This is a genomic window from Thauera aromatica (genome assembly GCF_023093595.1).
GTDB classification, from domain to species: domain Bacteria; phylum Pseudomonadota; class Gammaproteobacteria; order Burkholderiales; family Rhodocyclaceae; genus Thauera; species Thauera aromatica_A.
In genome coordinates, this window is record NZ_JALLIK010000110.1 from 125,811 (window position 1) to 140,183 (window position 14,373).

The window sequence follows — 14,373 nt, forward strand, 5'->3', positions numbered from 1 at the left end:
GTGCCGCCTGGGTGACCGTCAATTCCAACGCCGGCAAAACATCCTCGCGCAGGGTTTCGCCGGGGTGCGGGGGCCGCCGCAGGGGGGGCCGGAGTGCTTCGGGCACGATGTCACTCTCCCCGCCGGAGCCCGGCTGGCTGCGCAGCGGCCCCGGCTCAATGCAGCCGGCGCAGCAGGTCGTCGATGAAGATGCCGGCGAAGATCGCCCCGCCGACCCAGTTGTTGTGCAGGAAGGCCTTGAAGCAGGGAGCACGCTCGCGGCCACGGATCAGGGTGTAGTGGTAGAGCGCGAGGCCGCAGGCGATGAGCAGCCCGAGGTAGAAGGGCAGACCGCTGCCGGCGAGGGCGCCGGCCAGGGCGAGCAGGGCGAAGGCGGCTGCATAGCAGCCCATCACCGCGGCGACGTCGAAGCGGCCGAAGGTGATCGCCGAAGTCTTGATGCCGATCTTGAGGTCGTCGGGGCGGTCGACCATCGCGTACTCGGTGTCGTAGGCGATCGCCCACAGGATGTTGGCGAGCAGCATCAGCCAGGCCAGCGCCGGCACCTCGCCGAGCACCGCGGCGAACCCCATCGGGATGCCGAAGCCGAAGGCGATGCCGAGATAGGCCTGAGGAATGGCGAAGAAGCGCTTGGTGAACGGGTAGCTCACGGCGAGGAACAGCGCCGGCAACGACAGCCAGCGTACCAGTGGGTTGAGCGGCAGGATCAGGACGAAGGCGATCGCCGCGAGCGCGCTCGCCAGCAGCAGGGCTTCCTGCCCGCTCACCGCGCCGGTCGCCAGCGGGCGGCTCTTGGTGCGCTCGACGTGGCCGTCGAAGCCGCGGTCGGCGTAGTCATTGACCACGCAGCCGGCCGAGCGCATCAGGAAAGTGCCGACGACGAAGATCGCCAGGATATGCAGCGGCGGCCAGCCGTCGGCGGCGAACCACAGCGCCCACAGCGTCGGCCACAGCAGCAGCAGGGTGCCGATCGGCTTGTCGATCCGCATCAGGCGGGCGTAGAGGGGTAATTTGTCGGTCAGCGTCATCGATCCGGCTCCCGGGAAAAACCGGCCGATGATACCGCGCCCGCAAGGCTGCATGGCAATCGAGCCGAGCCGTCGACCGAAACCTGCCGCCCCCCTCGCTCAGGCGCGCAGCAAGGCTTCGCGCCCACCCAGCCAACGCGTCATCAGCGCCTGCGCGAGGGCAGGCTCATGGCTCAGGAGGTGCTCGGCGAGCTCACGCGCGGGTTCGATCAGCGCGGCGTCGGCTTCGAGGTCGGCGTAGCGCAGCAGCGGCACCCCGCTCTGGCGCGCGCCGACGAACTCGCCCGGACCACGGATGCGCAGATCCTCCCGCGCAATGACAAAGCCGTCGGTGTGCTCGTAGATCACTTTCAGCCGCGCGCGGCCGGCTTCCGACAGCGGCCGGGCGAAGATCAGGATGCACTCCGATTCGGCCGCGCCGCGCCCCACCCGACCGCGCAGCTGGTGGAGCTGGGCGAGGCCGAAGCGTTCGGCGTGCTCGATTACCATCAGGCTGGCGTTGGGCACATCGACGCCGACTTCGATCACGGTGGTGGCGACCAGCACGTCCAGCGCGCCGGCGGCGAACGCGGTCATGGTCGCGGACTTCTCATCGGCCTTCAGCCGACCATGAACGAGGCCGACGCGCAGTTCGGGCAGCGCCGCGGCGAGAGCGTCGAAGGTTTCCTGCGCAGTCTGCAGCTGCAGGGCTTCGGAGTCCTCGATCAGCGGGCACACCCAGTAGGCCTGGCGCCCGCCCGCGCATGCCGCACGCAGACGGGCGACGACCTCGTCGCGGCGCGCCTCGGACACCAGCCGGGTGCGGATCGGAGTGCGCCCGGGCGGCAGCTCGTCGAGCACCGAGACGTCGAGGTCGGCGTAATGGGTCATCGCCAGGGTGCGCGGGATCGGCGTCGCCGACATCATCAGCAGGTGCGGGCGCAGCGCCGGGTCCGCGCCCCCCTTCTCGCGCAACGCCAGGCGCTGGCGCACACCGAAGCGGTGCTGTTCATCGACGACGGCGAGCGCCAGCCGCGGCAGGATCACCGGATCTTCGATCAGCGCGTGGGTGCCGACCGCGAGCAGCACTTCGCCGCGCGCGAGGCGCGCGAGTTCGGCCTCGCGCGCGCGCTTTCTGCGGCTGCCCGACAGCCAGGCCACCTCCAGCCCGAGCGGCGCCAGCCAGGCGGCGAGCTTCTTCCAGTGCTGCTCGGCGAGGATCTCGGTGGGCGCCATCATCGCCGCCTGCCAGCCGTTTTCCGCCGCCTGCAGCATCGCCAGCGCGGCGACCAGGGTCTTGCCGCTGCCGACGTCGCCCTGCAGCAGGCGCTGCATCGGGTGCGGCGCGGCGAGGTCGGCGGCGATGTCGGCCACGGCGCGCGCCTGCGCCGCGGTGAGGCGAAACGGCAGCGCCGCGAGCAGGCCGGCGCCCAGCGTGCCGCGTCGCGGCAGCGGCGGCGCGGCGCGCGCACGGCGCGCCAGATAGGCACGGCGCAGCGACAGCTGCTGGACCAGCAGCTCCTCGAACTTGATCCGCCGCCAGGCCGGATGCGCGCGCCGCTCGAGGGTCACCGGGTCGGCATCGGGCGGCGGATGGTGGAGTTCGCGCAGCGCAGCGGCGAAGCCGGGCAGATCGAGGCGCGCACGCCAGGATGGCGGCAGCAGTTCATCCTGCGCTTCGCTGCACAGGGCGCGCTCCACCAGCTTGCGCAAGGTCGCCTGGCCGACCCCGGCGGTCGTCGGGTACACCGGCGTCAGCGCCTCGGGTAGGCCCTCGTCCGCTGCCACCACGCGCACCCGCGGATGCACCATCTCGTCGCCGAAGAAACCGCCGCGCACTTCGCCGAACAGGCGCACGCGGCGGCCGACGGCAAGCTGCTTCTGGTGCGAGGGATAGAAATGCAGCCAGCGTGCGGCCACCATGCCGGTGGCGTCGCGCACGCGGGCGACGAGCTGGCGGCGCGGATGGAGCACGACTTCACAGGACGCCACCTCGCCCTCGATCTGGGCCGGAAAACCGGGGCGCAGCGCGGCGATCGGCGTCAGCCGGGTCTCGTCCTCGTAGCGCAACGGCAGGTGGAGCAGCAGATCGCGCGGGCGGAGCAGGTCGAGCTTTGCCAGCCGCGCGGCAAGCGCGCCACCGACTCCGCTCCAGCCCTGTTCCGCTCCGGCCACGCCCGGCGCCCCGCTTTCCGCCTGTCAGTCGAGCACCAGCACCAGGTCGGCCTCGACCAGCGCGCCGCGCGGCAGTTCGCGCACACCGACGGTGGCGCGCGCCGGGTAGGGCTCGGCGAAATAGCGCGTCATGACTTCATTAACGGTGCCGAAATTGCCCAGGTCGGTGAGGTAGATGGTGATCTTGACGACGTCCGCAAACGAACCACCGGCCGCCTCGGCCACCGCCTTCAGGTTGTCGAACACGCGCACGGCCTGGGCCTCGACGCCCTCGACCAGCTGCATCGTCGCCGGATCGAGGCCGATCTGACCGGACAGGAAAACCTGGTTGCCGGCCTTCACGGCCTGGGAATAGGGGCCGATCGCGGCGGGGGCGTTGGGGGTGGAGACGATGCTTCGGGCCATGACATGAACCTCGGGGATGAGAAAGCGGGCATTGTAACCGGGCCCTCCTTCCTGCACGCCGGCAATCCCCCCGTGCGGTCGTGCGCATCGCCACCGGAGCGGGCGGTGGGAGAGAGGCCCGACCCGACCCGACCCGGCCCGGCCGCCTTCAGCCGCCCTTGAACTGCGGCTTGCGCTTGTCGAGGAAGGCGGTGACGCCTTCGACGAAATCCGCATCCGCGGAACAGCGACCGAACGCTTCGGCCTCGCTTTGCAGCTGGGCCTGCAGCGAGGCGTCGTGCGAATCGAGTAGCAGGCGCTTGATCTCGGCCTGGGTGCGGCGCGGCCCGGCCAGCAGGCGGGCGGCCAGGCGCGCGACTTCGGCATCGAGTTCGGCCGGCGCGGCGACCCGGTTGAGCAGCCCGAGGCGGAGCGCTTCGGCGGCGTCGAAGCGCTCGCCCAGCAGCAGCAGCTCGGCGGCGCGGCGGCGGCCGACGATACGCGGCAGGAAGTAGGACGCGCCGCCATCGCCGGGCAGGCCGATGCCGACATAGGCGGTGGTAAACAAGGCGTTGTCCGCGGCGACGGCAAAATCGCAGCCGGCCATCAGCGACAGGCCGAACCCGGCGCAGGCCCCGCGCACGCGGGCGATCACCGGCTGCTCCAGGCGCTGCAGGGTGTCGATCACCGGATTGACGTGCTGCTCGATCAGCGCGCGGAACGCCGCCTGGCGGCTCTCTTTCGACAGGCTGAAGTGGCGGGCGAAATCCTTCAGGTCGCCGCCGGCCATGAAGTGATCGCCGGCGCCGGCGATCACCACCACGCCAAAATCATGGCGTGCTCCCAGTTCGCGCACGGCGGCGCCGAGGTCCTGCATCATTTCCACCGACAGCGCGTTGAGCGCGGCGGGGCGGTTCAGGGTGAGGGTGGCGACATCGTCGCGGACGTCGAGCAGTACGGTTCCGGCCATGAAGATCCTCGAATAAAAATGCCCGCGCCCGCGTTCGACACGGCGGGCACGGGCACGGCGGCGGGGGCGCCGGAGAGGCGAGGCCGACGCGCCCGGCGCGGGACTCAGCCGCCGAAGTCGTCGAGCATGATGTTCTCGCGCTCGACGCCGAGATCGAGCAGCATCTTGATCACCGCGGCGTTCATCATCGGCGGGCCGCACATGTAGAACTCGCAATCCTCGGGCGCCGGGTGGTCCTTGAGGTAGTTCTCATAGAGCACGTTGTGGATGAAGCCGGTGTAGCCGGTCCAGTTGTCCTCGGGCAGCGGATCGGACAGCGCCAGGTGCCAGGTGAAGTTCGGGTTCTCCGCGGCCAGCTTGTCGAACTCGTCCACGTAGAAGGCCTCGCGCATCGAGCGCGCGCCGTACCAGAAAGTGATCTTGCGCGTGCTGTGCAGGCGCTTGAGCTGATCGAAGATGTGCGAGCGCATCGGCGCCATGCCGGCGCCGCCGCCGATGAACACCATCTCGTGGTCGGTGTCGCGGGCGAAGAACTCGCCGAACGGGCCATACACCGTGACCTTGTCGCCCGGCTTGAGGCCGAACACCCAGGACGACATCTTGCCCGGCGGAATGTCGTCGCGCCCCGGCGGGGGGGAGGCGACGCGGATGTTGAACTTCACCACCCCCTTCTCGTCCGGGTAGTTCGCCATCGAGTAGGCGCGGATCACGGTTTCATCGACCTTGGAGACGAAGCGCCAGAGGTTGAACTTGTCCCAGTCGCCGCGGAACCGGTCCTCGATGTCGAAGTCCTCGTACTTGACCACGTGCGGCGGGCACTCGAGCTGGACATAGCCGCCGGCGCGGAAATCCACGCTCTCGCCTTCCGGCAGGCGCAAGGTCAGCTCCTTGATGAAGGTGGCGACGTTGGGATTCGATTCGACCGTGCATTCCCACTTCTTGACCCCGAAGACTTCTTCCGGGACCTGGATCTTCATGTCCTGCTTGACCGGAGTCTGGCACGACAGGCGCCAGCCGGCGCGGGCGTCGCGCTTGGTGAAGTGCGATTCCTCAGTGGGCAGCATCGAGCCGCCGCCCTCCTTGACGATGCACTTGCACTGGGCGCAGGTGCCGCCGCCGCCGCACGCCGAAGGCAGGAACAGGCCGTTGCCGGCGAGGGTCTGGAGCAGCTTGCCGCCGGCGGGGACGATGAGCTTGTGCTCGCCGTTGATGTCGATGGTGACGTCACCGCTGGCCACCAGCCGCGAACGGGCAACGATGATGAAGACCGCGAGCGCGAGCACGATCGCGGTAAACATGCCGATGCCGAGGATGATTTCGGTATTCATGCGTTCATTGCCTCCTTACAGCTGCACGCCGGAGAAGGACATGAAGCCCAGCGACATCAGCCCGATGGTGACGAAGGTGATGCCCAGGCCCTGCAGCCCCGCGGGCACGTCGCTGTACTTGAGTTTCTCGCGGATGCCGGCAAGGAGCGCGATCGCCAGCGCCCACGAGGCCCCCGAGCCGATGCCGTACACCGTGCTCTCGGCCAGCGTGTAGTCGCGCTCGACCATGAACAGCGAACCGGCCATGATTGCGCAGTTGACCGTGATCAGCGGCAGGAACACGCCGAGCGCGTTGTAGAGGCTGGGCACGTACTTGTCGAGCAGCATTTCGAGGATCTGCACGATCGCCGCGATCACGCCGATGTAGGACAGCAGGCCGAGGAAGGACAGGTCCACGTCGGGCAGGCCGGCCCAGGCGAGCGCGCCGTCGCGCAGCAGCCAGGTGTAGATCAGGTTGTTGGCCGGCACGGTGATGGTCTGCACCACGACCACCGCGATGCCGAGGCCGATCGCGGTCTCGACCTTCTTCGAGATGGCGATGAACGTGCACATGCCGAGGAAGAAGGCGAGCGCCATGTTCTCGATGAACACCGCACGCACGAAGAGGCTGATGTAATGCTCCATCTCAGTAGGCCTCCTTGGTGATCACCTGCGGCGCCATCCGGAACGCGGGCTTCTCGACCTGCTCGGTCCTCCAGGTGCGCAGCGCCCAGATGATCAGGCCGATCAGAAAGAACGCCGACGGCGGCAGCAGCAGCAGGCCGTTGGGCACGTACCAGCCGCCATCCTTGGCGAGCGGAATGATCTCGACGCCGAACAGCTTGCCTGCACCGAGCAGCTCGCGGATCACCCCCAGCGTGAGCAGCATCGCGCTATACCCAAGGCCGTTGCCGATACCGTCGAAAAAGGACAGGCCCGGCGGGTTCTGCATCGCGAAGGCCTCGGCGCGGCCCATCACGATGCAGTTGGTGATGATCAGGCCGACGAACACCGACAGCTGCTTGGACAGGCTGAACGCATAGGCCTTGAGGATCTGGTCGACCACGATCACGAGCGAGGCGATGATCACCATCTGCACGATCATGCGGATCGACCCCGGGATCTGGCTGCGGATCATCGAGATGAACATGCTCGAGAACCCGGTCACCAGGGTCAGCGCGATCGACATCACCAGCGCCGTCTGCAGGTTCGAAGTGACCGCCAGCGCCGAGCAGATGCCGAGGATCTGCAGGCCGATCGGGTTGTTGTGGAAAATCGGGTTGAGCAGGACTTCCTTGACGGTGGGTTTGGACATGATCAGGCCCCCTGTGCGCTACGCAGCCGGGCGAGGTAGGGGCCGAAGCCCTGCTCGCCGAGCCAGAATTGAAGCAGACGATCGACGCCGTTGCTGGTCAGCGTGGCGCCGGCCAGGGCATCGACCTGGTGACCGGCGTCCGCGCTCGCCGGATCGACGCCGCCCTTGACGATGCGGATTACCGGCTTGCCGGCCGCATCGAACAGGGTCTTGCCCGGCCACAGCGCCTTCCACTTCGGGTTGTCGACTTCGCCGCCCAGGCCCGGCGTCTCGGCGTGCTGGTAGAAGCCGAAGCCGACCACGGTATTGAGATCCGCCTTCACCGCCATGAAGCCGTGCAGCGTCGACCACAGGCCGTAGCCGCGCACCGGCAGGATCAGGGTGTCGAGCGCGCCGTCCTTCTCCACCAGGTACACGGTGGTGAAGCGCTCGCGGCGCTTGATCAGCGCGATGTCCTGCTCGCCCGCCAGGGCGGTCGACAGCTTCGGGTCCCGGGCCGCCTTCAGCGGGTCGAACACCGCCGGATCGTAGGCCTCGGTGTATTCGCCGCTTTCCAGATCGACCACTTTCGCGCGGATGCGGCGGGCGAAGAGCTCCTTGACCTCGCGTGCCGACATGCCCGCCCCGCCCAGCCCGGCGATGGCCAGGATGCTGCGCTGCTTGTCGAGCTGGCGGTTCTCGATCTGCACCGGCTTCAGCGACACCGCCGCGCCGGCGACGAAGATCGAACTGACCAGACTGACCGCGAGCGCCACCAGCAGCGTGCGGACGGTCGATTCCTTCTTACTGGACATTACGCGCGAGCCTCCGCTTGATGTTGGCCGCGACCACGAAATGGTCGATCAGCGGCGCACACAGGTTGGCGAACAGGATTGCCAGCATCATCCCTTCGGGGAAGGCCGGGTTCACCACCCGGATCAGCACCACCATGACGCCGATCAGGGCGCCGAAGATCCACTTGCCGGTGTCGGTCATCGATGCCGACACCGGGTCGGTGGCCATGAACATCATCCCCAGGGCGAAGCCACCGACGACCAGGTGCCAGTGCCAGGGCATCGAGAACATCGGGTTGGTGTCCGAGCCGACGGAATTGAAGACCAGGCTCATCGCGATCATGCCGAGCATGACCCCGGCGACGATCCGCCACGAGGCGATCTTCATCAGCAGCAGCACGCCGCCGCCGATCAGCAGCGCCAGGGTGCTGGTCTCGCCGATCGAGCCGGGCATGAAGCCGAGGAAGGCGTCGGTCCAGGTGAGGCCGCTCGCCACCACCTGGTCGATGCCGCCGGCGGCGGCCTGCGACAGCGCGGTGGCGCCGGTGTAGCCGTCCACCGTGGTCCACACCCCGTCGCCCGACATCTGCGCCGGATAGGCGAAGAACAGGAAGGCGCGCCCGGTCAGCGCCGGGTTGAGGAAGTTCTTGCCGGTACCGCCGAACACTTCCTTGCCGATCACGACGCCGAAGCTGATCCCCAACGCCACCTGCCACAGCGGGATCGACGGCGGGCAGGTGAGCGCGAACAGCACCGAAGTGACGAAGAAGCCCTCGTTGACCTCGTGGCGACGCACGGCGGCGAACAGCACTTCCCAGAAGCCGCCGACGATGAAGGTGACCAGATAGATCGGCAGGAAGTAGGCCGCGCCATGAACGAAGTTATCCCACAGGCTGCCGGGGTCGAACCCGGCCAGCGCACCGATGAGGCCGAAGCGCCAGCCTTCCTGCGCCGCCATCAGCCCGGAGTTGGCGGCGAGGATGGTGTTGGCCTGGTAGCCGGCGTTCCACATCCCGAACAACATCGCCGGGAAGGTGCACAGCCAGACCGTGATCATCATCCGCTTGAGGTCGAGGCCGTCGCGCACGTGCGCGGTGCTGCGGGTGACACTGGCCGGCTTGTACAGGGCGGTGTCGATGGCTTCAAACAGGGCGTAGAACTTCTCGTACCTGCCGCCCTTGTCGAAATGATGCTCGATGCTGTCGAGCCAGGAGCGCAGACTCATACTCAACCCTCCTTCTCGATGCGCGTGAGGTTGTCACGCAGGATAGGACCGTACTCGTACTTGCCGGCACAGACGTAGGTGCACAGGGCGAGGTCTTCCTCGTCCAGTTCAAGGGCGCCGAGCTTCTGCGCCATCTCGGTGTCGCCGACGATCAGCGCGCGCAACAGCTGGGTGGGCAGGATGTCGAGCGGCATCACTTCTTCGTAGTTACCGATCGGCACCATCGCCCGCGGGCTGCCGTTGGTGCTGGTGGTGAAGTCGAACAGGCGCGCGGGGTCGAGCTTGGAGAGGTAGAGGTTCATCACCGAATGCTTGTTCACCCCGGCGCGCAGGTAATGCAGCATCTCGCGCTCGGTGCCTTCCTCCAGGCACGACACCTGCAGGTGGTAACGGCCGAGGTAGGCACAGGCGCCGCGCGACGTGCGCCCGCCGAACACCGACCCGGAAATCACCCGCACCTTTTTGCCGACCCGGATCTCGCCGGCGGTCAGCTCGTCCAGGTTCGCCCCCAGCCGGGTGCGCACCAGGCGGGGTTTGCCGATCATCGGCCCGCCGAGCGCGACCACCCGCTCGACCCACAGCCGGCCGCTGGCGAAGAGTTTGCCGACGGCGATGACGTCCTGGTAGTTGAGGTACCACACGCTCTTGTGCGCATCGGCCGGATCGAGAAAATGGATGTGGGTGCCCGGCAGGCCCGCGGGATGCGGCCCGGCGAAAGCTTCGGCACCGACATCGGCGAGCCCCGCGCCCGGCAACCGGGCACCGGCGGCATGGCACACGACGACGCGGGCGATGCGCGCCAGCACTTTCAGGCCGCGCTCGAAATCGGCCTCGTGCTCGGCGATCACCACCGCCGGATCGGCCGCCAGCGGATGGGTGTCGATCGCGGTGACGAAGATCGAACTCGGCTTCGCGTCGACCGCCGGCACCTTGCTGAAGGGACGCGTACGCAGCGCCGTCCACAATCCGGAGCGGATCAGGTTGTCGCGCACCTGGGCATCGGACAGGGCGCCGAGCTCGGCGTCGCCGTAGCGCGCGAACTCGACCGCGCTGTCGGCGGCGTTCTCGTCGTCGAGGTCGATCACCACCGATTGCAGCGCACGCTGCTCGCCGCGATGGATCGCGCTGACCGTACCGGCCCCGGGCGCGGTATACACCACGCCGGGCGTCTTCTTGTCGGAAAAAAGGACCTGTCCGAGCTTGACCCGGTCACCGACCTGCACCGCCATCGTCGGCTTCATGCCGTGATGGTCGAAGCCGATGACGGCCACGCTGCGCACGGCACGCCCGGCCTCGATGCGCTGCGCCGGCGCACCGGTGATGGGCAGGTCCAGGCCGCGTTTGATTCTGATCATGCGCTTCTCGCCCAAAGACTCGTGAGAATGAACGAGGCCTTTCCCCCCTTGGCAGCCTGCTGCTACCGGACGGGGGGACAGGCCTCGCGTCGACAAACGGGCGGATTATAAAAGATTGTTACCGAACGATCACCTCGACTTTGGCTGGAGTTTACGTGGATTGCGTTCCCGGCCGGGACACGGCCTGCCCGGCAGGCGGCCCCGGGCACGCTCAGACGCGCTCGAACACCCCTGCCGCCCCCATCCCGGTGCCGATGCACATGCTGATCATGCCGTAGCGCAGGGCGGGGTCGCGCCGCATCGCCGCGATCAGGGTCGCGCTGCGAATCGCCCCGGTGGCGCCGAGCGGATGACCCAGCGCGATCGCCCCCCCGAGCGGATTGACTCGCGCCGGATCGAGCCCGAGTTCGCGCATCACCGCCAGCGCCTGGGCGGCGAACGCCTCGTTGAGTTCGATCCAGCCGATCTCGCCGAGCCCCACCCCGGCGCGCGCGAGGGCGCGTGGAATGGCCTCGACCGGCCCGATCCCCATCAGCTGTGGCGCCACCCCGGCCACCGCATAGCCGGCGAAACGGGCGACCGGCGCCACCTCGTAACGCTTCAGCGCCGCCTCGCTCATCAGCAGCACCGCGGCCGCACCGTCCGACATCTGCGAGCTGTTGCCCGCGGTCACCGAGCCGCGCGCGGCGAACACCGGCTTGAGCTTCGCCAGACGCTCGGGCGAAGCGTCCGCGCGCGGTCCTTCATCGTGCTCGACGACGCGCTCGATCACCCGCACCGCGCCGTCCTCGCCCGGCACATGTGACTGCACCGTGTATGGCCGGATCTCGTCGGCGAAGCGCCCGCCGGCGATCGCCGCGCAGGCGCGGCGGTGCGATTCGAGGGCGAAGGCATCCTGGTCGGCGCGGCTCACCTGCCACTGCGCCGCCACCTTCTCCGCGGTCAGGCCCATGCCGTAGGCGATGCCGACGTTCTCGGCACGGGCGAAGATCGCCGGGTTGAGGCTGACCTTGTTGCCCATGATCTGCGGCATCGCGCTCATGCTCTCGGTGCCGGCGGCGATCATCACGTCGGCCTCGCCGAGGCGGATGCGGGCGGCGGCATCGGCCACCGCCTGCAGGCCCGAGGCGCAGAAGCGGTTGATCGTGACGCCGGGCACGCGCTCGGGCAGGCCGGCGAGCAGCAGCCCGATGCGCGCCACGTTCATGCCCTGCTCGGCTTCGGGCATCGCGCAGCCGGTGATCACGTCACCGATCTCGCCGGCGTCGAGCGCGGGCACCGCGGCCGCTACCGCAGCCAGCACCTGCGCCAGCAGGTCGTCCGGGCGGACGTGGCGGAAGGCGCCGTTGCGCCGCGCCACCGGAGTGCGCAGCGCGGCGACGATGTAGGCGTCCTGAATCTGCTTGCTCATGGCTCGTTCCTCGCTCAGTTGCGCAGCGGTTTGCCGGTTTCCAGCATGTGGGCGATGCGCTGCCGGGTCTGTTCGGTCTGCAGCAGGGCAACGAACTGGGCACGCTCGACGTCGAGGATCCACTGTTCGCTGACCGCCGCCCCCGATTCGACCTCGCCGCCGCACAGCGCGGTGGCCGCGGCCTTGGCGACGCGGTAGTCGTGTGCGGAAATGAAGCCGCCCTCGGCCATGTTCACCAGCATCAGCTCGCAGGTGGCGATGCCGTTGCGCCCGGCCACGGTCAGCGCCGGGTTCGGCAGCGGCGGATGCCAGGCCGACTCCGCCATCGCGCGCGCGCGCCGGATCGCGGCATGGAGCAGCTCCCCGGAGTGGAACAGGATGTCGTCGGCGGTGGTGCCGAAGCCGAGTTCGACCGCTTCGCGCGCGCTCTTCGCCACGGTGGCCAGGGCGATGGTCTGGAAGGCGTTCTGGATGTAGGGGAAGACATCGCCGCCGGCCGCACGCTGCGCCAGCGCATGCGCCTGCACGGCGAAGGCCTTGCAGCCGCCGCCGGCCGGAATCAGGCCGACCCCGGCCTCGACCAGACCGACATAGCTCTCGAGCGCGAACACCCGGTGCGCGGCGTGCATCGCGAACTCGCAGCCGCCGCCCAGGGCCATCCCCTGCACCGCGGCCACCACCGGCACCTGGGCATGGCGGATCGCCATCGAGACACGCTGGAACTTCGCCACCATGCGCTCGAGGAGAGCGAACTGGCCCTCGGCGCAGGCTTCGGCGAGCTGCTGCAGGTTGGCACCGACCGCGAACGGCGCCGGATGCCAGATCACCAGGCCGTCGAGTTCGGCCTCGGCGCGTGCAATCGCTTCGAGCAGGCCGTCGACGGCGACGCTGCCGATCGCATGCACCCGCCCGCTGAGCGACACGATGCCGATCCGCGCATCCTGATCGGGGCGGCACCACAGGCGCACTCCGCCCTGCCCGGCCGGGCTTTCCCACAAGGTTTCGCCGCGCGCATCGGGCGCCTCGCCGAGCACCCGGTCGGGGTAGAGCTGGCGCCGATACACCGGCAGCGCGGTGCGCGCCACCAGGGTGTCGGCGGCAGCGCTGTAGGAGCCGGCCGGCGCATGCACGCCGTCACGCCCGGCCACCCAGGCCGGCAGCGGCACCGCCGCCATCGCCCGACCATGGGCGATGTCGTCCTCGATCATCGCCGCCACTTCGCGCCAGCCTGCCGCCTGCCAGGTCTCGAACGGCCCCTGCGCCCAGCCGAAGCCCCAGCGCATCGCCAGGTCGACGTCGCGCGCGTTGCCGGCGATGGTGCCGAGGTGATGAGCGCAGTAGTGGAACAGGTCGCGGAACACCGACCACAGCAGCTGCGCCTGGGGGTGCGGATGGGCGGCGAGCGCGGCGAACTTCTCCACCGGGTCCTTGAGGGCGAGGATCTCCTCGACGTCGGGGAAGAGCTCGCCGGCGCTGTCGCGGTAGCCCCCCGTCGCCGGGTCGAGCACCTGGACGCGCCCGCCATGCTTGCGGTAGATGCCGGCGCCGCGCTTTTGCCCCAGCGCCCCTTGTGCGATCAGTGCCTGGAGCCAGTCGGGGACGACGAAATGGCGGTGCCAGGGATCGGCGCTGCCGCCCCCCTCCTCGCCGAGCGTCGCCTGCAGGGTGCCGACAACGTGGGCGAGGGTGTCCAGCCCGACCACGTCGGCGGTGCGGAAAGTGGCGCTCTTCGGACGCCCGATGCGGGTGCCGGTGAGCAGATCGACATCGTCGAAGGCCAGACCGAGGCGCGCGGTGTGGTGAATCACGGCGAGAATCGAGAACACGCCGACGCGGTTGGCGAGGAAACCGGGAGTGTCCTGCGCGCGCACGATGTTCTTGCCCAGGCGGGTGGTCAGCCAAGCCTCGAGCGCATCGACCAGCGCCGGCTCGGTGTCGGCGGTGGGAATCAGCTCGACCAGCGCCATGTAGCGCGGCGGGTTGAAGAAATGGACCCCGCAAAAGCGCGCCCGCCGCGCCGCCGGCAGCCCGGCCGAGAGCGCGGCGATCGACAGCCCCGAGGTGTTGGAAGCGAACACCGCATCGGCGCGCAGGTGGGGGGCGACGCGGGCGTAGAGCGCGAGCTTCCACTCCATCTTCTCGGCGATCGCCTCGATCACCAGGTCGCACTCGCCCAGCCGGGCGAGGTCGTGCTCGTAGCTGGCGGCCTCGATGTAGTGCGCACAGCCGCGCGCCGCCAGCGGCGCCGGATCGAGCTTGACGAGCCCGGCGATGGCGCGCGCGGCGACGGCGTTGGCCGCGCCCTCCGGCGCGGCGAGGTCGAACAGGATCACCGGAATGTCGGCACTGGCGCAATGGGCGGCGATCTGCGCCCCCATGACGCCGGCGCCGAGCACGGCGATCTTGCGGATGATCAGTCGATTCACTTGGGCCTCCTCCCCGCGGGGTGCG

General features: G+C 69.0%; 12 protein-coding genes. All 12 read right to left on the reverse strand.

The features are described 5' to 3' along the window. Positions 1 to 155: 155 nt before the first annotated feature. The 12 genes from ubiA to MXC99_RS17005 all read right to left on the reverse strand — a co-directional run bounded on the left by ubiA (position 156) and on the right by MXC99_RS17005 (position 14,348). On the reverse strand, positions 156 to 1,028 hold the full coding sequence (gene ubiA / locus MXC99_RS16080; protein ID WP_247726426.1) for a 4-hydroxybenzoate octaprenyltransferase: 873 nt from the start codon (positions 1,026 to 1,028) through the stop codon (positions 156 to 158). A 99-nt stretch (positions 1,029 to 1,127) separates the two neighbouring features. Then, positions 1,128 to 3,182, reverse strand: coding sequence for an ATP-dependent DNA helicase RecG (gene recG / locus MXC99_RS16085; RefSeq protein WP_247726427.1), 2,055 nt, complete (start codon positions 3,180 to 3,182; stop codon positions 1,128 to 1,130). A 24-nt stretch (positions 3,183 to 3,206) separates the two neighbouring features. Beyond that, positions 3,207 to 3,587, reverse strand: a complete 381-nt coding sequence (locus MXC99_RS16090) for a RidA family protein (protein WP_247726428.1) — start codon at positions 3,585 to 3,587, stop codon at positions 3,207 to 3,209. 148 nt (positions 3,588 to 3,735) lie between these two features. Further along, complete coding sequence (locus MXC99_RS16095) at positions 3,736 to 4,536, reverse strand: enoyl-CoA hydratase/isomerase family protein (protein ID WP_247726429.1); 801 nt, start codon at positions 4,534 to 4,536, stop codon at positions 3,736 to 3,738. 104 nt (positions 4,537 to 4,640) lie between these two features. Continuing rightward, a complete protein-coding gene (gene nqrF, locus MXC99_RS16100) occupies positions 4,641 to 5,864 on the reverse strand; it encodes an NADH:ubiquinone reductase (Na(+)-transporting) subunit F (RefSeq protein ID WP_247726430.1) in 1,224 nt (407 codons plus the stop codon). Positions 5,865 to 5,879: 15 nt separating this feature from the next. Continuing rightward, positions 5,880 to 6,488 (reverse strand): NADH:ubiquinone reductase (Na(+)-transporting) subunit E, encoded by a 609-nt coding sequence (gene nqrE, locus MXC99_RS16105; RefSeq protein ID WP_247726431.1) that lies wholly within the window; start codon positions 6,486 to 6,488, stop codon positions 5,880 to 5,882. Position 6,489: 1 nt separating this feature from the next. Next, positions 6,490 to 7,158, reverse strand: coding sequence for an NADH:ubiquinone reductase (Na(+)-transporting) subunit D (locus tag MXC99_RS16110; RefSeq protein WP_247726432.1), 669 nt, complete (start codon positions 7,156 to 7,158; stop codon positions 6,490 to 6,492). A 2-nt stretch (positions 7,159 to 7,160) separates the two neighbouring features. After that, a complete protein-coding gene (locus MXC99_RS16115) occupies positions 7,161 to 7,952 on the reverse strand; it encodes a Na(+)-translocating NADH-quinone reductase subunit C (protein ID WP_247726433.1) in 792 nt (263 codons plus the stop codon). Further along, the gene (locus MXC99_RS16120; RefSeq protein ID WP_247726434.1) at positions 7,942 to 9,156 is read right to left on the reverse strand and encodes an NADH:ubiquinone reductase (Na(+)-transporting) subunit B; all 1,215 of its coding nucleotides are present in this window, start codon (positions 9,154 to 9,156) and stop codon (positions 7,942 to 7,944) included. Before MXC99_RS16120 ends, MXC99_RS16115 begins: the two co-directional genes overlap by 11 nt. Before the next feature lie 2 nt (positions 9,157 to 9,158). Continuing rightward, positions 9,159 to 10,511, reverse strand: coding sequence for a Na(+)-translocating NADH-quinone reductase subunit A (locus MXC99_RS16125; RefSeq protein WP_247726435.1), 1,353 nt, complete (start codon positions 10,509 to 10,511; stop codon positions 9,159 to 9,161). 211 nt (positions 10,512 to 10,722) lie between these two features. Then, positions 10,723 to 11,922: an acetyl-CoA C-acyltransferase gene (locus MXC99_RS16130; RefSeq protein ID WP_247726436.1), complete on the reverse strand. Its 1,200-nt coding sequence runs from the start codon at positions 11,920 to 11,922 to the stop codon at positions 10,723 to 10,725. 14 nt (positions 11,923 to 11,936) lie between these two features. Beyond that, a complete protein-coding gene (locus tag MXC99_RS17005; RefSeq protein ID WP_348772107.1) occupies positions 11,937 to 14,348 on the reverse strand; it encodes a 3-hydroxyacyl-CoA dehydrogenase/enoyl-CoA hydratase family protein in 2,412 nt (803 codons plus the stop codon). Positions 14,349 to 14,373: the final 25 nt, after the last annotated feature.